This is a genomic window from Paenibacillus sp. JT22N7 (assembly GCF_059383875.1).
In genome coordinates this window covers 71,944-93,561 of the sequence record NZ_JBXENY010000013.1, presented here as the reverse complement: position 1 = coordinate 93,561, position 21,618 = coordinate 71,944, and the positions used below count along the sequence as shown (strand labels likewise).

20 protein-coding genes and 1 pseudogene are annotated in these 21,618 nt (G+C 50.0%); 6 read left to right on the top strand and 15 right to left on the bottom strand.

The features are described from left to right. Positions 1-96: 96 nt before the first annotated feature. Together AC50Y5_RS28475 and AC50Y5_RS28470 are read right to left on the bottom strand one after the other, a co-directional pair. Positions 97-750: a hypothetical protein gene (locus AC50Y5_RS28475; RefSeq protein ID WP_494864733.1), complete on the bottom strand. Its 654-nt coding sequence runs from the start codon at positions 748-750 to the stop codon at positions 97-99. A 93-nt stretch (positions 751-843) separates the two neighbouring features. Continuing rightward, positions 844-1,611, bottom strand: coding sequence for a helix-turn-helix domain-containing protein (locus tag AC50Y5_RS28470; protein WP_494864731.1), 768 nt, complete (start codon positions 1,609-1,611; stop codon positions 844-846). A gap of 317 nt (positions 1,612-1,928) precedes the next feature. Between AC50Y5_RS28470 and AC50Y5_RS28465 the strand changes: the two genes are divergently transcribed. After that, the gene (locus AC50Y5_RS28465; RefSeq protein WP_494864729.1) at positions 1,929-2,735 is read left to right on the top strand and encodes an alpha/beta fold hydrolase; all 807 of its coding nucleotides are present in this window, start codon (positions 1,929-1,931) and stop codon (positions 2,733-2,735) included. Between the two features lie 122 nt (positions 2,736-2,857). Next, entirely contained in the window at positions 2,858-3,844 is a 987-nt protein-coding gene (locus AC50Y5_RS28460; RefSeq protein WP_494864727.1) for a sensor domain-containing diguanylate cyclase, read from the top strand. 159 nt (positions 3,845-4,003) lie between these two features. Here AC50Y5_RS28460 and AC50Y5_RS28455 read toward each other — a convergent pair whose 3' ends face one another. The 8 genes from AC50Y5_RS28455 to AC50Y5_RS28420 all read right to left on the bottom strand — a co-directional run bounded on the left by AC50Y5_RS28455 (position 4,004) and on the right by AC50Y5_RS28420 (position 12,585). After that, entirely contained in the window at positions 4,004-4,858 is an 855-nt protein-coding gene (locus AC50Y5_RS28455) for an AraC family transcriptional regulator (protein WP_056031155.1), read from the bottom strand. Between the two features lie 95 nt (positions 4,859-4,953). Then, on the bottom strand, positions 4,954-5,874 hold the full coding sequence (locus AC50Y5_RS28450; RefSeq protein WP_494864725.1) for a hypothetical protein: 921 nt from the start codon (positions 5,872-5,874) through the stop codon (positions 4,954-4,956). A gap of 117 nt (positions 5,875-5,991) precedes the next feature. After that, on the bottom strand, positions 5,992-7,020 hold the full coding sequence (locus AC50Y5_RS28445; RefSeq protein ID WP_494864877.1) for a serine hydrolase domain-containing protein: 1,029 nt from the start codon (positions 7,018-7,020) through the stop codon (positions 5,992-5,994). 189 nt (positions 7,021-7,209) lie between these two features. Further along, positions 7,210-8,946: an ABC transporter ATP-binding protein gene (locus tag AC50Y5_RS28440; RefSeq protein WP_494864723.1), complete on the bottom strand. Its 1,737-nt coding sequence runs from the start codon at positions 8,944-8,946 to the stop codon at positions 7,210-7,212. Beyond that, positions 8,915-10,768 (bottom strand): ABC transporter ATP-binding protein, encoded by a 1,854-nt coding sequence (locus AC50Y5_RS28435; protein ID WP_494864721.1) that lies wholly within the window; start codon positions 10,766-10,768, stop codon positions 8,915-8,917. The genes AC50Y5_RS28440 and AC50Y5_RS28435 overlap by 32 nt, the downstream gene beginning before the upstream one ends. A gap of 45 nt (positions 10,769-10,813) precedes the next feature. Then, the gene (locus tag AC50Y5_RS28430) at positions 10,814-11,050 is read right to left on the bottom strand and encodes a nitroreductase family protein (RefSeq protein ID WP_494864719.1); all 237 of its coding nucleotides are present in this window, start codon (positions 11,048-11,050) and stop codon (positions 10,814-10,816) included. Next, positions 11,047-11,388, bottom strand: coding sequence for a nitroreductase family protein (locus AC50Y5_RS28425; RefSeq protein ID WP_494864717.1), 342 nt, complete (start codon positions 11,386-11,388; stop codon positions 11,047-11,049). The genes AC50Y5_RS28430 and AC50Y5_RS28425 overlap by 4 nt, the downstream gene beginning before the upstream one ends. Before the next feature lie 222 nt (positions 11,389-11,610). Continuing rightward, on the bottom strand, positions 11,611-12,585 hold the full coding sequence (locus AC50Y5_RS28420; RefSeq protein ID WP_494864715.1) for a helix-turn-helix transcriptional regulator: 975 nt from the start codon (positions 12,583-12,585) through the stop codon (positions 11,611-11,613). A gap of 144 nt (positions 12,586-12,729) precedes the next feature. On the opposite strand from AC50Y5_RS28420, the gene AC50Y5_RS28415 reads away from it, so the two are divergent. The 3 genes from AC50Y5_RS28415 to AC50Y5_RS28405 all read left to right on the top strand — a co-directional run bounded on the left by AC50Y5_RS28415 (position 12,730) and on the right by AC50Y5_RS28405 (position 15,490). Beyond that, positions 12,730-14,361, top strand: coding sequence for a helix-turn-helix domain-containing protein (locus AC50Y5_RS28415; protein WP_494864713.1), 1,632 nt, complete (start codon positions 12,730-12,732; stop codon positions 14,359-14,361). 119 nt (positions 14,362-14,480) lie between these two features. After that, positions 14,481-14,717, top strand: coding sequence for a hypothetical protein (locus tag AC50Y5_RS28410; RefSeq protein ID WP_494864711.1), 237 nt, complete (start codon positions 14,481-14,483; stop codon positions 14,715-14,717). A 29-nt stretch (positions 14,718-14,746) separates the two neighbouring features. Beyond that, positions 14,747-15,490, top strand: coding sequence for an ABC transporter substrate-binding protein (locus tag AC50Y5_RS28405; RefSeq protein WP_494864709.1), 744 nt, complete (start codon positions 14,747-14,749; stop codon positions 15,488-15,490). Positions 15,491-15,581: 91 nt separating this feature from the next. On the opposite strand, the gene AC50Y5_RS28400 is transcribed toward AC50Y5_RS28405, so the two are convergent. The 3 genes from AC50Y5_RS28400 to AC50Y5_RS28390 all read right to left on the bottom strand — a co-directional run bounded on the left by AC50Y5_RS28400 (position 15,582) and on the right by AC50Y5_RS28390 (position 19,416). Beyond that, entirely contained in the window at positions 15,582-16,574 is a 993-nt protein-coding gene (locus AC50Y5_RS28400; protein WP_494864707.1) for an ABC transporter substrate-binding protein, read from the bottom strand. Between the two features lie 93 nt (positions 16,575-16,667). Continuing rightward, on the bottom strand, positions 16,668-18,335 hold the full coding sequence (locus AC50Y5_RS28395; protein WP_494864705.1) for a helix-turn-helix domain-containing protein: 1,668 nt from the start codon (positions 18,333-18,335) through the stop codon (positions 16,668-16,670). Positions 18,336-18,372: 37 nt separating this feature from the next. Next, positions 18,373-19,416 (bottom strand): NAD(P)/FAD-dependent oxidoreductase, encoded by a 1,044-nt coding sequence (locus AC50Y5_RS28390; protein ID WP_099517287.1) that lies wholly within the window; start codon positions 19,414-19,416, stop codon positions 18,373-18,375. Positions 19,417-19,719: 303 nt separating this feature from the next. On the opposite strand from AC50Y5_RS28390, the gene AC50Y5_RS28385 reads away from it, so the two are divergent. Beyond that, a complete protein-coding gene (locus AC50Y5_RS28385; protein WP_494864703.1) occupies positions 19,720-20,064 on the top strand; it encodes a hypothetical protein in 345 nt (114 codons plus the stop codon). 90 nt (positions 20,065-20,154) lie between these two features. Here AC50Y5_RS28385 and AC50Y5_RS28380 read toward each other — a convergent pair whose 3' ends face one another. Both AC50Y5_RS28380 and AC50Y5_RS28375 read right to left on the bottom strand, forming a co-directional pair. Continuing rightward, positions 20,155-21,093, bottom strand: a complete 939-nt coding sequence (locus AC50Y5_RS28380) for an aldo/keto reductase family protein (protein WP_056031186.1) — start codon at positions 21,091-21,093, stop codon at positions 20,155-20,157. 91 nt (positions 21,094-21,184) lie between these two features. After that, positions 21,185-21,511 (bottom strand): annotated as a pseudogene (locus AC50Y5_RS28375) (winged helix-turn-helix transcriptional regulator); the annotation flags it as partial. Positions 21,512-21,618: the final 107 nt, after the last annotated feature.

The following is a 21,618-nucleotide window of genomic DNA, read 5'->3' as shown; positions in this document are numbered from 1 at the left end:
CTGCAACCATATAAAAAATAACAGCCCGGCAGCGTCCATTCAGGACAGCTGCCGGGCTGTTAATGCTCTATTTTCAACCGCAAATAGTGCGCTTGCTTATTTAAACGTAACGGAGCTTATTACATCGTCCGTCGTTTTTTTCGTTTCATCATCCAAGTAAGTCGTAATCAGGTTGAACGCATAGCCCTCCAGAATCGCACTGTAGTAATGCTGCGTAACCGTCACTTCGCCTGCATTGATTGTAACTTCCATCATATCAAAATCTTTGCCGCCAACTTTCGTCGAAACGATATCTTTGTATTCGTAAGGCAATTGGCTCTCGACCATGAATTTTTTGGATGCTTCCAAATAATCTTTGCCTGTTTTGATGCCTTGCAGCATGCTCAGCTTTTCCGCAATCGCCATAACGGATGCTCCCGTCTGCTCTCCCCCGATTGGGTATTGCGAAGCCATCAACAAATTAAGCGTCTTCGTTTGAGCGTAGTCGAGCTGTTTTTTCTTTTTATCATCGTTGCCGACAATCGCTTCTCCAACCTCACTAGTCAGTTGGTTCATCGTTTCAGCATCTTGATATTCCCACTCTTCCGGGAAGTTCAGCGATACGCCGAAATATTCATTGCTATACGTTCCTTTTGCTGTCGTCCCTAAATCAACATCTTTCGTGCTGCCTCCGCATGCTGCAACCAATACAGCTACAAGCACGAGCAGCAGCGATAAGGAACCTAGCTTCTTTTTAGACATTTTAGACATAATACCCTCCGATAAATATTCTCTATTTGTGTACTTCGAAAGTGTAGCATAGACCCTATTATTTTCCACCTACAAAAAACTATAGGTTGTTTTTTACAAATAAGCGCATTTACTGGCGATAGATACCGCTTCTGTACTCGATTGCACACCAAGCTTCTCAAAAATCATTCGCTTATGATGATTGACCGTACTCTCCTTAATTTTGAGCTTCAATGCAATCGCCTTGACCTTCATTCCCTGTGAGATCAGCTGCAGCACCTTAAGCTGGCGTTCCGTTAATTTCACCGTGCCCAGCCCTTGGTCCAAATCCTCCGCAGCCTGCTGCTTGTCGTAACGGAACAGCATATCGGTCGGAATCAGCTTGGCTATCGCAATCAGCTCGCTTTTCATATCCGCATTAATCGTGGACACATCCAAATAACCGACCGTTTCCCCATTCACCTCAAGAGGGGTAGAGAAGCAGTGCCAGCTTTGAAAAAGAGGGCTTCCATGCTGCTCCGGCAGTAAATATACCGGTCCATTCGAGGCCATCGCTGCCGAAATCGCATTGACGCCGCAGCTTTTTTCGGTGAAATACATGCCAAGGTGAAGCTTCGATTTGGCAACCGTCTGTTTCAAATTATCGCTGTAATCCATGGCAAGCAGAACGCCCTTCGCATCAGTCAGCAGAAATAAATAATTGCCTGTAAGATGATCCTTAATGGTAGAGAGACTATCGTGGAAAGCCGTAATCAACGGTTTATTTTGAAGGGAAATGCTTTCGAATTGCTGCCTGGGGACGAACGATGCGGTGGACTTGCGATATTCTTCTATATGGCCTCCACCCCACCGCTGGCGCAGAGTCTTGATCGTTTGTGACATGGTCGTGCTATTCCTCCCTGCTTAACTCACTCTTATACTTATCGGTCAAACTTGGCAAAAACTTGAATCTCTTCACGGTACCGGATATTTTATGCTTTATGCCCTTTTACCCCATACAGCTAAGAAATAATCGCATTTTTTGGAAAATAGCTCTGAGCCCCAGCAAACTATGACGTCTGCTTCATGCTTTATTTCTCTAGTTCCAGCATTGAATCTTGCTAACCATCATCAATCTTCCTCCATTTTCCGATATAATGAACAAGAAGCCAACAATCATCGCTATCCCTTCATCAAGGCGCTTCAGAGAGGAGCTTCATATGACTATCGACGTTTTGGAACGGAATAATGTAAAGGTAATGGGTACAGGCAGCAAAACGATTGTTTTTGCTCATGGCTTTGGATGCGATCAGGATATGTGGCGTTATATGGTTCCTAGCTTTGTAGACAACTATCGAATTGTATTGTTTGATTATGTAGGCTCTGGAAAATCGCAAATTCACAATTACGATTCACAAAAATATAATGACCTAGAGGGCTACGCCCAGGATGTGCTGGATGTGATGGAAACGCTGGATTTGCGAGATGCTATTTTCGTCGGCCATTCGGTTAGCAGCATGATTGGCATGCTCGCTTCCATTCATGATGCTAAATATTTCGAGCGTATCGTTATGCTCGGTCCTTCTCCGCGCTATGTGAACGATCTTCCGGATTATTACGGAGGTTTTGACAAACGCGATATAGAAGAATTGCTTTCCATGATGGAAATGAATTTCATTGGCTGGGCCAGCTACTTGGCTCCCATTGTCATGCAAAATAGCGAGCGCAAGGAATTAAGCGAGGAATTGGAAAAAAGCTTCTGCTCCAGAGACCCGCATATCGCGAGGCAGTTCGCAGAAGTTACTTTTTTCTCCGATTGCCGTGTCAGCCTTCAGCATGCATCTGTGCCTACACTGATTCTTCAATGCACCGACGATAGTATCGCTCCGGTTGAAGTAGGCCATTACTTGCATGCCCATCTCAAAAACAGCGTCCTTCGGCAGATGACAGCGACCGGGCATTATCCGCATTTAAGTCAGCCTGAAGAGACGAGCCAGATGATTAAAGAATATTTAGCCAGTGTTTAGTAGGCAAGGTGAAACGGCTTTCGCCGTCCTCTGGCGGCGCGGCGCGTTTCAATCCGAGAAATATAGAGGAAGGATGGGAACATCATATCCTTTCCTATATTTTAAAGAAAGGCAGCCCTTATATGGATATTCAATTAGATAAAGCTCCCTGCGGATATTTCTCCATATCGGACGCAGGCTTGATTCAATCGGTTAATCAGACTTTACTGGACATGCTGCACTATGAGCGCGATGAGCTGCTTGGCCAGCATATTCATTCCACCATGTCGGTGACGAACAAAATGTTTTTTCAAACGTATTTTTATCCGTACATTCAATTGTATGGGCGCGTCGATGAAATGTACTTTTCTTTTCGGACGAGCAGCCATGAAGATGTGCCTGTATTGCTGAACGGGGTTCGCCAGGAGCGTGACGGGGTTACCTTCATTGACTGCGTTGTGTTAGTGATGCGCAAGCGAATCGAGCACGAGAAGGATATTTTACAAACCAAGACGAAGCTTGAAGAGTTGTATCAGGCCACTCATGAAGCCAATAAGAAGCTCGAGCTCCTGCATGAGGAGTACGAGCTTAAACAGCAGGAGCTGCTAGGGATCAACCATCGCCTTGAAACGATGGCCTCCACGGATGCGCTGACCGGGCTTAAAAATCGGCGTTTTTTCCAGGACAGCCTGCTGGCACAGCTTGCCTTGTTCCAAGAAACACAGCAGCCCTTCTCGCTGCTCATTATTGATATCGACCATTTCAAAAAGATTAATGACACCTACGGACATCCCGTCGGCGATCTTGTGCTGACCAACCTGGCCCGTTTGCTGCAAACGATGTCACGGGAGAAGGACATTGCCGCCCGCTATGGGGGCGAGGAATTCGTCATCATTCTTTCCGGCGCCAATCAGGAAAAAGCGATCGTTGCCGCAGAACGATACTGCACGACAACCGCTTCTATGGATTGGGGAGAGTACAGTATTACAGTTAGCATTGGCGCAGCAACCGTTACACCAGGCGACACCGACCAGACGCTGATCCATAAAGCGGATACTGCCCTCTATGCTTCAAAGACGGGCGGAAGAAACCGCATTACTCATGCGGATCATTTAGTGAACAGCAAGTAGCAGGCAGTAGGATAGATAGGACTCCAAGTAAAAAAGAAGAAGCCACCTGCGCTGCGAGGCGAAGACGGCTTCTTCTTTTGCTTTATTTCACACTTACTAGATTGCCGAAATGCGCGCTATTCGCCAACTAAATCGTGCAGCAGCTCGGCTGTCGGTCTCTTAAGCTCTCGCCTCAACCGCCACCCATAGCTCATTACGGTTTTCTTCTGGCGGCAAATAACATTCGATAGCCGGCAATTCGGCGAGCCGATAGGCTGAGGTAGGCAGCCATTCCGTATACAGCCGCTTCCAAATACCGGCCAGCTGATCTGGTCCGCCCTCCACTTCAAATACCACCCATGATGATGGCGAAAACTCTCGGCGGACCATAGCTTCAGGAGCCTCTTGCTCTGTTTCAATTGCTAAAATGTAGTTCAAAAACTCATTTTGCCCGTGCCCTCCGTCCGCACATACGCCAAGTATGCCACGGATACCGGGTTCGGCTGCGCGGATTTCCCATAGCTTTTCAAACAGTCCAGCCTGTGCTGCCTCAGCCCATAAACGCGGTACCGTCTCAAACACCTCGCTATTGCGCACCTGCTCCGAAAGACCAACGACAGAAAATGCGCCAAGCTCCTCGATTCGATAATTCATTGCTGCCGCTCCTTTTACTGAAATTTGAAAGGATAGTCGCGGATAGGCCTTCAGCTTTGTACCGGCACTTCTCGCAGCAGTCGGTGTAGTACCATGCAGCTGCTGGAAAGCACGGGCGAACGCTTCGGGGGAATCGTAACCATATTTGAGCGCCACATCGATAACCTTTACCGTGCTGTTTTGCAGCTCAAACGCTGCCAGACTGAGCCGTCGCCTGCGAATGTATTCCGATAACGACACCTCCATAATGTAGGGGAACATCCGCTGAAAATGATAGAGTGAACATCCCGCTATATGGGCTGCTTCCGCATAATCAATTTCATCAGCCAAATGATCTTCAATATAGCCAATGGCCGCGTTCATATGTAATACCCAATCCATTATCCAGTCCTCCTCTGCTCACTACTATACTTAAAGTAACATAAAACAGCCTTGCATTCTCTGCACAAGAATGCAAGGCTTCTCCCTGTAACGTATTATCCCTCTCGTTCCAACGACGGGCTGCTCACCTCTGAACTCTTCCCGCTTATTACAGATTGCCATAACATAAAGCAGCCAGCCCCGAGAGACAGCAAGAAGAAGAACAAAGCGAGCAGCGGCAGCGGCGACCATTCCAGCATGGCTCCGCCGATCCAAGTTTGCCAGCCTACTTCAAGCAAGCCCAGTATATAGGCAGCTCCCGCCACATGCACCCACTTGCGGCGCTCCTGCGGGCGCAGCCTCGTGCGCTCCGACAGCCATGCGACAAGCGGCACAGCTTGAATCGCATGAAAACCCAGACCATGAAGCCAGATGATATTCCCATTCCCGCCTGTCATGCGGCCCCCCGTCAAGGAAATCCAAATGCCAGCGGCGAAGGAAAGCAATATCGCCATAATCGCATAGCGGATCGCCAGCACCAGCTCCGGTCTTAGCTTATACGATCTGCTGCGGAAGAAAGCAACGGCCAACACGCAATAAAACACGATCAGCAGCATGGCCACAAGGCTAAAACCGGCTGCCACAGCTATATCAAAGACTGTACCGCCTTCTGCAAAACGCGGATTCATGCCGCGCATATTTTGTACATTTTCAGCGAAATACGAATACATGGAAAGAACCGCATAAGACCAGCGAAAAATCGCCTTGCCTCTCGTGCTCATAGCGGACAAAGGCAATATCGCCGCTGTCGAAAGCAAAAAAATACCCAATGCCGCATTAAAGGAAGCCGCTTTGCTTACATCCCCATTTGGCGCAACCTCGCCACCATACAGCAGCATCCAGACCACGCATACCGCTGCCAGCACAAAGCCAAGTATGCCTAGCGACGCCAGCAGGCCCTCCCCCTGAAACAGACGAACCTTCTTTACAGGCTCCTCCCATTGCGGGCCCGCTTCCGCACCTAAATTCCTAATCATATTATCCCATCCATTCCCTATTAGCTTCTTGCCTTAACTTTAAAGGAATGGACAGGGCAACCGGAACGGACCTTTATCCAGTATTTCACTGAACGGAAAGCGGATATTGCCTCAGGCTCAAGACGGAGAGATCATTTCCCCAATCATCCCTTTTAACTGATGAATGCCTAAATCGGTATTCGTCATAATAACGGTTCCCGTTCCTGTGAATGGGAAAGCAACTAGCATACATTGAAATCCTACGCCCCAGCCGAGCGAGGAAATTTCCAGCTCATGCTTGGAATGGTCTAGAAAAAGGCCAAGCCCCGTCCATTCTGTAACGCCTTGAGGGGTAACGAGCTCCTTCGCATAGCTTGCGGACAATCCTATTTCACTTTGATCTTTAAGAGCATTCATTAATTCCACAACTAAAATGGCCAAGTCCGACGGCGTTGTCCAAAGCCCGGCTGCTGCCGGATAAGGATAAATCGGATATTTCCCTTCCACTGCCTTTCCATGCTTATCGTGTCCACAGCAAACTCTCCCGCTCATTGCTTCTAATAATGATGGACGAAACGTGCTGTTGTTCATATGTAAAGGTTCAAATATAAGCTCGCTCATGACGATTTCAAAGGGCTTCCCTGAAACATCCTCTATGAGCTGCTGAATGATGCAATAGCCCGCATCTGAATATTGAAAGTCGCTTCCCGGCTCATATTCCACCTTAATAGGCACTTTGCAATAAGACGTCTCTCCCTCTAACAACGCCACCATTGGAGGAAAAAGCGCCCTGGAATGAAGCTCGCCAAATCCTCCCTCTGGATCAACAATGCCCGCTTGATGGCTAAGCAGCTTCCTAAGAGTCACTTTGCTGCTAGCAGTCCATGAATGACCCGGAACCTTCCATGAAGTGAGCCTATCATTTATATCCTCATCTAATGCTAGAAGACCATCCTCGACCAATTTCATAACGAGCATAGCTGTTAAAAACTTGCTAATGGAACATGCATTGAAAATCGTATCGCTATTCACCAGATGCGAGGCTCCTTGCTCCAGAACACCAAAGCACTCTGCCTCGCTCAACTGCCCCTGCCGAATAAACACAGCACTTAAACCTGCCACTCCATAATGCCCCATGCGTTCAACTACATTAATATTTAATGGCATACTCTGATCCAGCCCTCTCTCATTCCAATTCGTTCCAGTCACCCCTCCACATTATAGAACACATGTTCTTATAATTCAACCATTTATGATAAGCTTTAACCTGCTCCCGTCAAAAATAAAAATGCCGAATGGATAAGCTCCATTCGACATTCCCTTTTGGCCTTTCTCTATCCAATCACCTTGCAAAATCTAAGAAGAAATCTGCCAGCCCGCCGTCTGCTGCTGCAGCTTCCATAGCCGCGCATACAAGCGGTCCGCGCCCAATAGCTCCTCATGCTGACCCTGCTCAACGATTCGGCCTTGATCCAGCACAATAATTTGGTCGGCACTCATAACCGTCTTCAGCCGATGGGCGATGGCAATAACGGTACGCCCTTGAATGAGGCGGTCGATCGCCTGCTGAATATCGGCTTCATTTTCAGGATCGAGCGAAGCCGTCGCTTCATCCAGCAGCACAATCGGAGCATTCTTCAGTATCGCCCGCGCAATTGAAATGCGCTGCTTCTCCCCGCCGGACAATGTGCTTCCGCCTTCTCCAACTAGCGTTTCATAGCCTTGCGGCAGCTTCATAATAAAATCATGGCAGCATGCCTGGCGAGCCGCTTCCTCTACTTCGTGCTGGGTCGCCCCAGCTTTGCCGACACTTATATTATTCGCAATTGTATCCTGGAACAAATACACATCCTGAAATACCATGGATACTTTGCGCAGCAGCGCCTCCGGGTTCATCTCCCGAATGTCCTCCCCGCTGAGCAGCACCTGCCCCTCGCTTGGATCGTAGAAACGGGCAATCAGCCGCAGCATCGTGCTTTTGCCGCTGCCCGAAGGGCCGACCAGCGCGGTGAAGGATCCTGACGGCAAGCTTAGACTTGCCTGCTGAATAACGGCATGCTCATTATAGCCGAACGTCACCTTGTCAAAAACGAGATCATGACCAGCAGGAGGCTGCTTCTCTCCAGGCATGACGGGCTCCTTCATCAGCTCTATGATTCGTTTTCCCGCCTGCTCATTGTAGCGGAACTCTGTAAAGCTAGTCAGCGCCGTCGTCAACGGATCATAAATTCTCGTGCCTATTAGCAAAAAGGTAACGAAGGTGATCAAATCAAGGCTGCCTCCAGCAAGCAAATATACCCCGACAATGGTCATTAGCGTTAATCCCGCGCGAAGAAAGGCGATTGCACTCAGCACGACTGGACCCAGAAGCCCCTCAATCCGAATGCTGTGACGCATAAAATCTTTAAATGACTGCTCAAGCCGCACGAAGCGCTCTCCCGTCAAATTAAAAGCCTTAATCACCTGAATGCCATTCAAATATTCCTGAAGCCGATTGGAGGCATTGATTTTCGCCGCCATATGGTTCGCACCAAGCCTACGGGTTAGTCCCGAGGTAGCCAGTACGATGACAATGGTAAAGGGCAGCGTCGCGAACAGCGCCAAAGCGAGCCGCCAGTCCAGCAGCGACAGCCCAATCAAAGCTAAAATCGGCGTTAGGGCAGCAGCAAACAGCTGCGGCGCCACATGGGAAATGCCATGCTCAACGAGCGCAAAATCCCCCATCATCATATTGGCGAGATCGCCGGGATCACGTTTATTCAAATACCCGAGCGACAGCTTGCGCAAATGCTCCGCAAGACGGCTTCTGCCATCGACCGCTGCGGTGTAGGCACCGCGGAATTGCGCGCGATAGGCGGGTATTTCGCTTAAATAAAGCAGCACTAACGCCCCAGCCATGCTGGCGCATATCCACCAAAGCCTCGTCATATCAAGAGCTGTACCCGGTTCGGCAAACGAAGTAAAGATAAGCTGCGCCACCTCAACGAGCAAAATAAAAGGAATAATCGCTACCAGATTGGAGAGCGTTGTATATGCAATTGGCTTCCATAATGCTTTTGGATTACCTGCTGTTATATTGCGCAGCATTCCCATGTTTGTTCCCTGCCTCCTTCCCTGCTCCAATTCGCCAGCCTGTTGCTGCCGTATAAGCGTTCCATAGCTTCGAATACAGCCCCCCGGCGGCGACTAGCTGCTCATGCTTGCCACGCTCGGCAATACAGCCCTCGTCCATGACAATAATTTGCGACGCATCGCGAATCGTAGACAGCCGGTGCGCAATGACGATAACCGTCTTGCCCTTTGTCAGCTCCTTCAATGCAAGCTGCATTTCAAATTCGTTTTCCGGATCGGCAAAAGCGGTTGCTTCATCCAGCACAAGCACTGGCGCATTTTTCAAAATCGCTCTCGCTACCGCAATACGCTGCTCCTCGCCACCTGACAAATAAACGCCGCCCTCGCCAATCAGCGTATGGTAGCCCTGCGGAAGCTGAGTGATAAACGTATCGCACTGTGCCGCTTTCGCTGCTGCATATACCGCTTCTGGCTTAGCATCAGGCACGCCGATCGCAATGTTATTGTAGACGGTATCGTAAAATAGAAACGTCTGCTGAAAAACAAACGCTACCGTATTCATTAACTCCTCCGTCGCCATATCGCGGATATCGACGCCGCCAATTTGAATCGCTCCTTCACGGACATCCCAGAAGCGAGGAAGCAAGCTTGCCACTGTCGATTTCCCCGCCCCCGATGGCCCAACGAGCGCCGTTACTTCCCCCTGCTGCGCCACAAAGCTCACATTGGACAACACAAGACTGTCGGCCTGTCCATAAGAGAAGGACACATCATGAAAGGCCACCTCGTAGGAAACCGGACGTTTAGGAAATTCCGGCTCTGGTACGGGCTGCTCGGCGAAAATTTTGTCAATTCGCTCAACCCCTTCATTTATGTCGCGCAGCCCAGATGCAAGATGCATAATCTTGAACATCGGCGCGGTAATGCCCGGCGACAAAATGAGGAAGAACAGCAGCACAACGGCGAAAGCCACATTGCCCGGATCACGCTGGAGCAGGAACACGCCTACTGGCAGGATGAAGGCTGCGAATGAGCCGAGAACGACTTTGAACGATAAAAAACCATACTGAAATTGATCCGTATATTTCACGCAAAAATCCCGGTATTTGACCATATCCTCATAAAATTGACGGAAGGAAAACACCGTCTGCCCAAATACTTTAATGACTGGCATTCCCCGCACGTATTGAATGGCTGAACCATTCAGCCGCTCCAGCGAATCATAATACTGCTTGATGCTTTCCTGCTTCTTCGAGCCTGACATCATCAGCATTTGCAGCACGAAGCCCAGCACAATCGGAATCAGGCAGGCAGCAGCGAGCCACACATTCAGCCAAAACATGGCGATAATCATTATAACGATCGTGACTGCCATATGAATGAGATCCGGCAGCTGATGCGCGACGAACGTCTCGACCTTCTCGACATTTTGATCCAGCGTCTTCTTGACTGCTCCGGTCGAGGTGCTGTTTAGCCAGCCGAGTGGCAGACGGCCAATATGCGAGGACAGCTTCACCCGCAGGCCATACAAAATCCGAAACGCCGCAATATGCGAAGCCAGACCGCCGCCATACATCAGGAGCAAACTGGCTAACAGGCCGCCTAGTGCAACGAGGCCCCAACGAATCATTAGCCCGCTGTCCGCAGCTGCCGGGTTCGCCGCATGCTCCAGCAGTTCTTTTATTATAAAATAGACCGATATATATGGAATCAGCATGCATATGGCGCTTAATGCGGAAAAAATCCCTGATACAGCAAGCAGCCCGCGGCGTTCTCCCGCCAATTCCAGCAGCCTTGCGATTCCCTTTTTCCTTGCGATTTCTCCAGCTGTTTTTCCAGCCATGATAGCTTCCTCTCCTTCAGGCAAAAATCATCGGGACGTGCTGCCCTACAGCCACGTCATTTTTTTATCAGCCGAAATGCGGTTGCCAGGTGCTGGCTTCTGATCGAAGTACCCTAAATACACCATGCCGATGCCCTGCTCCCAAGCGCACAGCTGAAAATTCTGAATCAATGCGCACGCCGCTGCAAAATCCTCATCGCGCTTCACCTTGCTTTTCTCCTCCTTCGCGACGACCAAGGTGAAACCGCTGTCGCCGTCATTTGGCGGCGCAGCGCGTTTCATTCCGAGAAATATAGAGAATGGATGAGAAAATCATATCCTTTCCTATATTTGAACAAAACCGCAGGTATTTGCTGAATTTTGTCCTTGTACATTTGCTTGATTTTGCTCGGCATCAGCTTATAGCGCTTGAGCTCCGACAGCGAACCCACCATATGATCCGCCAGCCTCGCCTTCGACTCCATCTCAGTCGCACAAATGAACCGCCATGGCTCGCGCAGCTTATGATTTGGCGCCCACACCGCGATATTCATCAGCTCCAGGACCGTCTCCTGCGAAAGCGGCTGTGTATTAAATTTCCGGATCGTCCTTCTGTCTTTAATCAATTCCTGTATATTCAAGCGAAAATCCTCCCCTTATGACACTGCTATTGAGAAACATTATCATCATTAATGAATATCAGCTACCTCTGGACGGATTATTCCTGACGGTGGACGGAGATGCAGCCGTATAGCAGCCATTTTATATGAGAAAAAGCCGGAGCCGTGGCGGCGTTATCGTCATTTCTAACGTTAACGTCGCCACGGCTCCGGCTCTCCTATACTTTTCAAGCGGGTTGCCACTCACATCGAGCGGCTCTGCTGCCTGGCATATTCACTTGGATTAACCCCAAACGTTTTGCGGAACAATGAGGCAAAGTGGCTCATGTTCGTATACCCGACCATAATCGCCGCTTCACTGACATTCATTCTCCCCTGCTCCAGCAGCAGCTTCGCTTCCCTCATCCGCTCCTCGCGAATATAGCCGAACACGGTTGTGCCAAACAGCTCTTTAAAGCCTGCCTTGAGCTTAAAATCATTCAGTCCCGTCTGGCGCGCCAGCTCCAGCAAGCCCGGCGGATTGGTGCGGTTGTGGTATAAAATGTTTTTCGCCAGATGAAGCCGCTCCACATCGGCTGTCTTTAAGCGCGAAGCGGCGGATTCCAGCTCGCTCTTCTGCTCCAGCCCGTACCAGAACAAGGCAATCAGCTCAAACGCTTTGCCCTCCAAATAATGCTGCCGAATAGGGCCGGTATACGGGCAATTCTTCAATTGATCGAACACCTGCTTAATTTCCGGTGTCAGCTGCTGCTGCTCGCAATAAAACGTATCGCCTGCCTGCCAAGGGAAATACGAGAATAGATGCTTCCATATTCTAAAATCGATTCGCAGCTCCATATGGGCCAACCGATCCGAATGCAATTGCTCGAAATGGATGCGCGTATCGTGCAAATAGATCATTTGCGTCCCGCCCGAGCCCATCGCCCGCTCCCCTCGCCTGCCCTCAATCGTCCAACAGCCATTGCCATGCTGCGTTAATGAAATTTCCAAATGCGGATACTGCACGTCAATATAAAAAATATGATTTTCATGCAGCTTCACATCAATCGTATGCAGCTCCATGCCCGGCCGCAGGCGCGTGCGCTGCAAATAGCCGTCTCCCCATTGCTCAGGAAGCTTAACCGTATCTGCAAGCTGCTCCACCGGAACGCCTAGCTCTACACCAATCCATTCATTATATAAAGATTCGATATGTTGGGCTTCCAACGTATGTTTCATCCTTATTTACCCACCTTTATTGAGAAACGTTTTCAATTAAAATTGTATCAGCATCGGGCCGGAATGAAAAGCATTAATGTGAATTGTACTCTTTATTCAGCAATGATAGACTGGTTAGCAAATAAAAATAACAGGTGATTAACGATGAACCCCATTACCTATGAGCTGCTTGGAGCCTCCTTGCTTGCAGATAACGGGACGACGAGCCCGTCCGTCCTTGCCTTTACGACCTTCCCGGCGATTATCGTTCCAACGGAAGCAATCGTTGTCGGGTCGGATAGCAATACTTATCCAGTAGAGAAAGGGCAAGCGATTTTGCTGCGGCAAGCAGAAAATAATCTGCATCTCAGAAGCACGGATGGCAAGCCATTCCAGCCCATCTACGGCATTTCGTTCAACAGCTACCGAATAACGGAGCGTGGAAAAAACCGGCTGGTCTATGAGCTAAGCAGCGAGCAGTTGCCAGAACACGGGCAGCTGCTCGAATTTCCGCGCCAGGCTGCGGGCCTGCTGCATGAGCTGCTGCAGGTGGTTAAGCTGACAGGGTCTATTCAAAATACGCCAAGGCTGCATTTCATGCTGCATGAGCTGCTGGATCTGCTTTTTTCCCGCGATTTGTACAGCAACCATTATTTGAAAAAGGATAAGCCTATTCATCAGGTGCTTGCTTATATGAAGCAGCATTACCGCTCGCCGCTCAGCCGTGCTTATTTGGCGAAAATGGCCGGCTTCAACGAAAGCTATTTCTCCTCGCTGTTCCGCAAGGAAACCGGCTGGAGCTTCGCCGAATATGTATACCGGCTGCGCATTGACGAGGCCAAGCTGCTGCTGCTGCTCACCAACGATAAAATGCAGGAAATCGCTTACAAAACCGGCTTTGCGGACGGCTCCTATTTGGGCAAGACGTTCCAAAAAATCACTCATCTGTCGCCCAGCAGCTTCCGCAGCAGGAAGCATGCAACGCGCATTGTGGGCATGCAGTTTCTTGGAGCTCTGCTTGCTGTCGGCATTGAGCCGCTGGCCGCACCGCGCGAGGTGCTCCGCTCTTCGTCGCTGCTGCATGGCCGGCTGCAAGGCATCATGGAGCTGGCAGACATCGAGCAGGTCGAGGAGCTTCGAGCGCTGGCGCCTGATTTAATTATTGCGCCTACCTACCATTACAACATGCCTCATATGCTCAAGGCGCTTGAACATATCGCTCCCGTCATTATGCTGCCGTGGGGCGAGATGGACAAACTGGAGGAGGTGCGCATGATAGGCAGGCTGCTTGGGCGTACAGCGGAGGCGGAAAATTGGATAGCCGGCTTGCAGCAGCAAGGAGCAGCGGCGAAGCAGCGACTAGCGCAGCTTTTAGCCCCTGATGATACGTTCGGCTTATATGAGCTAAGATATGATGATTCATGGATGATTCTTCATCCGCCTGTTCGTTCCGCCTTCATCCTTTATAAGCTGCTCGGGCTGACGCCTCCCGCTGCTATCCAAAAGGAGGTTATTGATGCGAACACCCATCTAGCCTTGCGGGAACAGCATTTGCTGCCTTATGCCGCCAAGCATATGTTTCTGATTGTGCCAGCAGATGACACTGAGGCTGTAAGAGGCAAACTCATGGAGCGCAGCTTTTGGCAGCAGCTCGTGAAGGAGCAGGGCCATAAAATCTATCTGCTGAAGCTGAATGAGTTTTGGATGGACGATGGAGTGTCGCTAGAGAAGCAGCTAGATATAATGGTGAAGCTTCTACTATCCGATGCAGCTGAAGGTTCAACAACAGACGGGTAAATCCAACAATTTTCCCAGCCAAATATCCAACTTTATCACATCGACCTTTCTCTTCCGCTGCCGTTATAATAGAATTATCATCGCGAATGATAATCATTATTATTTTATCGGAGGATTATATGTATCAGCTACATAAAGTTACGAAAATGTTTGCCTTGCTTCTACTTGCACTATCGCTCGCTGCTTGCGGAAACTCGGCAGGCGGCAGCAATAGCAGCGGCAATGCCGTTGCCTCGGACTCGCCATCGCCTTCTCCTTCAGCAGCTGTGGAGGCCGAAGCTTCTCCAGAAGCAACGACCCGCATCGTAAAGACGCTTCGGGGAGACGTTGAGGTGCCCATTAATCCGCAGCGGTAACAGACGGCTATTTGCCGGAGATGCTTGTCATGGGCATTAAGCCTGTCGGCTCCACCTCATGGGAGCTTGAGAACAAAGTTATCCAAGACCAAATTGACGGCATCGAAAGCACGGGCGAACGCAACCTTGAGAAAATACTCGATTTGAAGCCCGATATCATCGTAACGTGGACCGGCGACGAGAAAATTTTGGAGCAATATGACAAAATCGCCCCGACGGTTGCTTTGCCCTTCAGCACGTACACCGATATCCATGAGACGCTGCGTTTCCTTGCCTCTGCTGTCGGCAAAGAGGCGGATGCCGAGCAGTGGCTCGCTGAATTTGACCAGCTTGTTGGACAAGAACGGGCGAAGCTTGCTAATATGATTAAACCTGAAGATACCTTCTCGCTCATGGGCGTTTTCGTCGTAGACAGCGGCTTCTACATTTATGGAGATGGCGGCTATCGCGGCGGCGAGGCGATTTATACACACTTGAAGCTGACTCCCCCTGACAAGCAAAAGCAGGAAATGATCGGCAAGGAAGCCTATCGCCAAATTTCCTACGAGGTCATTGAAGACTACGCAGGCGATTATATTTTTCTCGACCAGGGAGACATGATTTCCGAGGTGTGGGGAAGCAACCAAGGACTATGGAAATCGCTGGATGCGGTTAAAAATAACCATGTGTTCAATCTCGATCCAGAATTGTTCTGGGGAAATGATCCCGTGTCCTTGAAGCTGCAAATTCAGGAAATTGTAAAAATGCTGACGGAGCAAGCCAAGCAAGAGTAAGCCTGTATGCCAGCAAGTGTTCGAGAATTAAATAAAGCCGCCGAGATCGCTTCGGCGGCTTTTCATTTTGGATGCTTATTGCAGTTAATGTTTAATTGCCTTTAGTAAGCCATTCCGCAAGCTCCTCAGTCTGAGCCAGTACCGCGAGCGGATCGTAGTACCAAGAACGCTCCTCTGGCCATACATACAGCTTGCCATTTTTCACTGCCGGAAGGTTGCTCCAAATCGGATCAGCCTCAAAATCAGCCTGTGTCCAGTCGTTCGAGGTCATAATAATATAATCCCCAGCATATTGCGGAACAATCTCTGCTGACAGCTCGGCCCACTGCTTCTCCATAATGATGTCTGCTATTTCGGTTGGCGGCTTGCGTCCAAGCGCCTGATACACCGGCTGGCCCCCACGTCCAAAATTATCTCCGTAGGCATAGGTCGACTTCTCCATATGCTCAAAAATGGAAAAGTTCGCGTCTGCCGGAATGGCCGCATCAACCTTCGCCTTCGCTTCAGCAATGCGACGGTCAAATTCCTCCAGCCATGTCTTCGCCTCTTGTTCTTTGCCCAGTACCTTCCCGAAATACGTCAGCTCTTCATGAGCATTTTTGAGATCGCCATACGGAATAAAGAGGGTAGGCGCAATTTTGCTGAGCAGCTCGTAGCTCTCTCCATTGCCCGTAATAATCAAATCGGGAGCAAGAGCTGCAATTTTCTCTGCAGACGGCTTGCCATATTCCCCCGTATCTTCAACGCCGGTAAGCGCCTCTTTAAAATAATAGTTTTTCAGCGTTAATCCCGGCGCCCCAATTGGCACAACGTCAAGGGCAATCAAGCTGCCGAGGTACTCTTCAGCCACGATGCGCTTCGGCTGAGCCGGAATTTCAATATCGCCATTTACGGTAGATATCGTTCTGACTGCATTAGGATCAGCGCTAGCCTCTGGTGTTGCTTCACTCCCAGCATTCGCCTTGCCAGTCTCCTTCGAATCTGCTGTACCGCATGCGGTAAAGATGCTTACGCATAGCAGCAGCATAACCAGCATAGCAGCCATGCGGCGCTTATGATTTTGGCTTTGATTTTTCAAAAACACGTGTAAATCCCCCTCATTTTATGTCGATAATCATTCTCATTTACACTTTAACGTGTAAGCGAGCAAATGACTATGCCTTAAAATGATCCGGCACTATGCAAATTTGTGATGCGGTGCCAGCAAGCCTATCAGCTCCTGCAGCTGCGCCTGCGAGGACAACGGGTCATACCCGTAAAACTGCCCCTTCTCCTTCAGCACATGTACGCGGTTTCCCTGTACAGCGTCCAGCTTTCTCCAGCCTGACGATTGGAATAAACGCCGCAGCCGCTGCTTGTCGTCAGGGTTAGTTGGCGGTCCTGTTATAAAAATATGATCCGCCGGATAAGCAGCCAGCAGCTCAATGCCTGTTTCAATAAAGCCCTTGGCGGAAATATTTTGCTCCACCAGCTTTGCCGGAAGGCGAAAGCCCATGTCATCATAAAGCACCTGACTGCCTCTTCCAAAGCTGCTGCTGAAGCAATAGGCTGTATTGCGGCCAATTTCCCAGACGATTGCCGTACCTCTGCTGCCCAGCTCTCGGTCAAGCTGGCGGTTAATGATGTAGATCTGCTCATCGTATTGCGCCAGCCAGTTCTCCGCCTGCTGTCTGCGATCTACAATGCCAGCAATCAGCAAAAATTGCTCGCGCCAGCTCATCGTCTGAAAAGGCAGCTCGATAACGGGAGCAAGCGGCAGCAGCCTCCTGTTTTCCTCAGCCCCGCTATAGTTGATGATGATATCCGGCTTAGCTGCTGCAATCGCCTCGTAAAACGTCTGCGGCGTATGCCCATACGGATTGAAGCTCCCACTCCCGCTCTGGCTTTGGCTTTGGCTTTGGCTTTGGCTTTGGTGCCTCCCCGACTGCAAGCCTCCTCGCATCCCTTCCAGCCAGGGCGTATATACGCCGAGCTCCGGAATAATGCCGAGCGCCATTAGGCTCGCGGTATGGTTCAAATTCAGCGAAACGAGCCGTTTGTTTTTGCGCAAATAAGCCGTCGGCGACAAGCCGATGCCTTCCTTAAATTTGCGGCTGAGATAAACGCCCTCCTTGTAGCCAACCTCCTGCGCCAGCGTGCCGAGATCATGGGCCGTTCCGGCCAGCAAGCGCTGCTGTGCGCTGCGAATGCGCAGCAGCGTCAAATGGGCATTGAATGTCCGGCCCGTATGCTTGCGGAACATTCGCGAAAAATGCTCTGGGCTGACCCCCGCGCGGCTCGCCATCTGCTCCCGCGTTATATCCTCGCTGAAATGCTGCTCGATATAAGCTTCTGCTTGCTCCAGCCATGAGCTGGCGGGCTTTTGCCGGCTTGCCAGCTCCCGGTGCAGCTCGGCAAGCAGCTGCGTAAAAAGCTGCTGAACGCAAAAAGGCGAATGGGAATCACATTGATTCCACACATTCGCCAGCTCGCTCGCAAGCCGCAGGATGATCGCTGGGCAGCGCTGCAGCGGAGCCGGATGCTTCAGCCCCGCTCCTGTTTCACCAGCAGCTGGCATACAGCTGTATTCCAGCAAAATGCCTCGCAATTCCGTATGCGCCTCTATCTGAAGCTTAGGCAGCGAAGGGCCGCTAAGCCATACGCTGCCACGGGACAGCTCATGATAATAGTTATGAATGTAAAGCGCGCCCTCTCCGCCCCACACGATGAGCATACGGTAGAGAGGAGCCGCTTCTTCCTGATGTTTTTCATCCAGACCCTGCTGAAGCTCCCGCAGCCGCACAGGCATATAGAAGCTATGCTGGGCCTTAGGCAGGCCAGCATTTGCCGAAGAGAGCAGCATCATTTTTCACATCCTATCTAAGCTAATCTTCTTTCCTTCATTAAGCATCTTCTTCTTTAACGCCGAGAGCTAGATTTTTCTCCTTAAAGCGGGAATTATGCGAGGATACGTAAGCAACCCCATCCGCCTTCGGGTCTATGAAAAGCTTGGCACTGTTGACCGCTAGCGCGGCATCCGTAAACGCTCCGGCAATCAGGTTCAGCTTGCTGTCATAAGAAGCAAAGTCGCCTGCGGCGAAAATGCCTGGCAAATTCGTCTCCAGCTTCGGAGTGACGTATACGCACCACTCATCCATGCCGATGCCCCAATCTCTAATGCCGCTGAAATCGGACTTCAGCCCGTGGTTAACGATGACAGCATCTACCTCCAGCTGCTCTGTTTCCTCCGTCTCCAAATGTCTCACCGTTACCTTACTGATCGTCGATCCGTCGCCGCTGTAAAGCTGCGTGACCTCCCATGGCGTGCGGACATCGCAGGAGGAGGTTTTCATCTTGATGACGTTTTTCTCATGGCCGCCAAAATACTCCCGGCGATGAATGACCGTCACCTGCGCCGCAATCGGCTCCAGCTCATTCGCCCAGTCGACAGCCGAGTTGCCGCCGCCGGAAATAAGCACCCGCTTGCCTCGAAACGGCTCCAGCTCCTGCACCGTATAATGCAAATTGGATACTTCGTAGCGCTCGGCGCCCTCCAGCTCCAGCTTTGCCATCTTCAAGATGCCCCGGCCAATCGCCAAAATAACGGTGCGCGTCCAATGCTTCTCCCCCGTAGAGGCTTCAAGCATATACGTTCCGTCCTCAAGCCTCGTCAAATTGCGAATTTGCTGCCCAAGCTCAATGGTCGGGTCAAAGGTTTGCGACTGCTGCTTGAGCTGTCCAATAAGCTTCTCACATAAAATCGGGGTGACGCCCCCTACATCCCAAATCATTTTTTCCGGGTAAATCAGCATCCGTCCGCCCAGCTCTTCTTGAGCATCAATCACCTTCGTCTTCATGTCCCTCATCCCGCTATAGAAAGCAGCATATAGTCCTGCTGGACCGCCGCCAATAATCGTTACATCGTATAATTCTAGCTGTTCTGACACGCTTGTTCCTCCCAGATCTTGAATTTGATATTCATTCTCACTATATTATTCATTGTAGCCTTCTATTCCAGTAAAGAGCAATGGACAAAATAGAACAATCGTTTATACAAATCTAATAAGACGCTGTCTATGTTGGACTCTAACGAGATAATTGGTTTTTTCAAGTTTAGATCCACAATATTAATAGTCTAATGTACAATAGTATGGATGGTATAAGTCTGGAATGAGGCGTATATCATTGAATCTCAACACAAGCATGACATAAATTTTATTCTATACAGCTCAGCTGCTTTAGGAGGTAAAATGACCAACCCTTCATTTCGTATTGTTGGCGAACTTTCAAGCTTAGTATTAGCTATATTTTTTATAAGCAATGATTTTATTTTTCTCGGAGCCCTCATTATCGTAGGCATTATATCTGATTTCATTCTGCACTTTGGGGTGAAGATGAAATCTACTTCGGAGGAAGCCCGTTCTTCCTTATTCAAGAAAGTCGGCCACTATGCTTATTTGTTTAGCTTAGGTTATATAGCCGTTATGCTCTTTTTGGTACAGTTCAAATTCTTAAGCGCCGAACTTGCTTTATATTTCATTTTTTTTGGCGCCATTCTTTCATTCCCTTTAATCGCGTTATTTCAAAAAAAATGAGAATATGGATTCTTTCCAAATGAAACAGCCGCTTGAGGAATAACCCCCAAGCGGCCAGCTCTATTTACGCTCACTAATTTCAATCACTTATTAAGCCAATATTTCCTCGATTCGCTCCAAAACGTCAGCACTAAGCTCTACACCCGCCGCTTTGGCATTTTCTTCGACCTGCTCCGGACGGCTGGCTCCCACAAGCGCACTGGACACATTCGGCTGGCGCAAAATCCAGGCCAGCGCCAGCTGTCCAACCGACAGCTCTAGCTCCGCAGCGATTTTGCCCAGCTGCTGCACCTTGGCGATTTTCTCGTCGGTCACATTTTTACGCATGTTCTCAAGCTTTGCTGCCCGGCTGTCCGCCGGAAGCTCACTTGCCGAGCTGTATTTGCCCGTCAACAAGCCTTGCGCCAGCGGCGAGAATACCACTTGGCCAATACCGCCACGCTCCCCGAAAGGGATGACTTCCTTCTCAATGTATCGGTTAAACATATTATAGATCGGCTGATTGGCTATAATGCGGTCCAGCAAATAACGATCGGCAATCGCATGCGCTTCCGCCATCTGCGCCGCTGTCCATTCGCTGATGCCGACGTACAGCACTTTTCCTTGGCGAACCAAATCGTCCAATGCGCGCAGCGTCTCCTCCATCGGCGTATTCGGATCATGGCGGTGGCAGTAATATAGATCAATATAGTCGGCGCCCAGACGCTTCAGGCTGGCATGGCACTGCTCCGTAATATGCTTGCGGGACAGCCCTTGGTCATTCGGACCATCGCCCATTTTGCCAAACACTTTCGTTGCGAGCACGTAGGATTCGCGGGGATACGCACGCAGCGTTTCGCCCATCACCTTCTCGGCCTCGCCCCGCTCATACACATTGGCGGTATCAAAAAAATTAATGCCTAAGCCATAGGCGGTCTCAATCGCTTTAACGGCGTTTTCCCGCTCCACGTAACCCCCATATGTCAACCAGCTTCCCAGACTGATCTCGCTGACTTTCAAACCGCTTTTTCCTAAATTACGAAATTGCATTTGAACTCATCTCCTCATACGTCCGGTCCGTACTCCCTTTCACCTCGGCTGATGCCGCTGGCTGGGAATCCGTGGCCTTATTGGTTTCCAGCTCTTGCACAAACCGGGCATGCTTCCTGCCCCAGCCGCACATGCTGTCCAGCACTGCCGATACGCTAAGCCCATGCTCGGTCAGACTGTACTCCACACGGGGCGGGATCTCCTGAAATATTTCGCGCTGCACAAGCCCGTCTTCCTCCAGCTCACGAAGCTGCTTCGCAAGTGTTCCTTGCGACACATCGGGAATTAACCGCCGCAGCTCGCCAAACCGTTTCGTACCTTCTACGAGTAAAATAAACAGGATGAGCGGCTTCCATTTGCCTCCGATTACTTCCAGCGTTGCAATAACTCCTGCCAATCTCGGCTCTTGTAAATTCATCCTAGTCTACTCCTCTCTCTACCATCATACCAGCTAAATGCCAATTCTGCACACCTGCCGCCTAACCTCCGCGCGCTTGCTGATGGTACGAAATTTCGGACTATGTA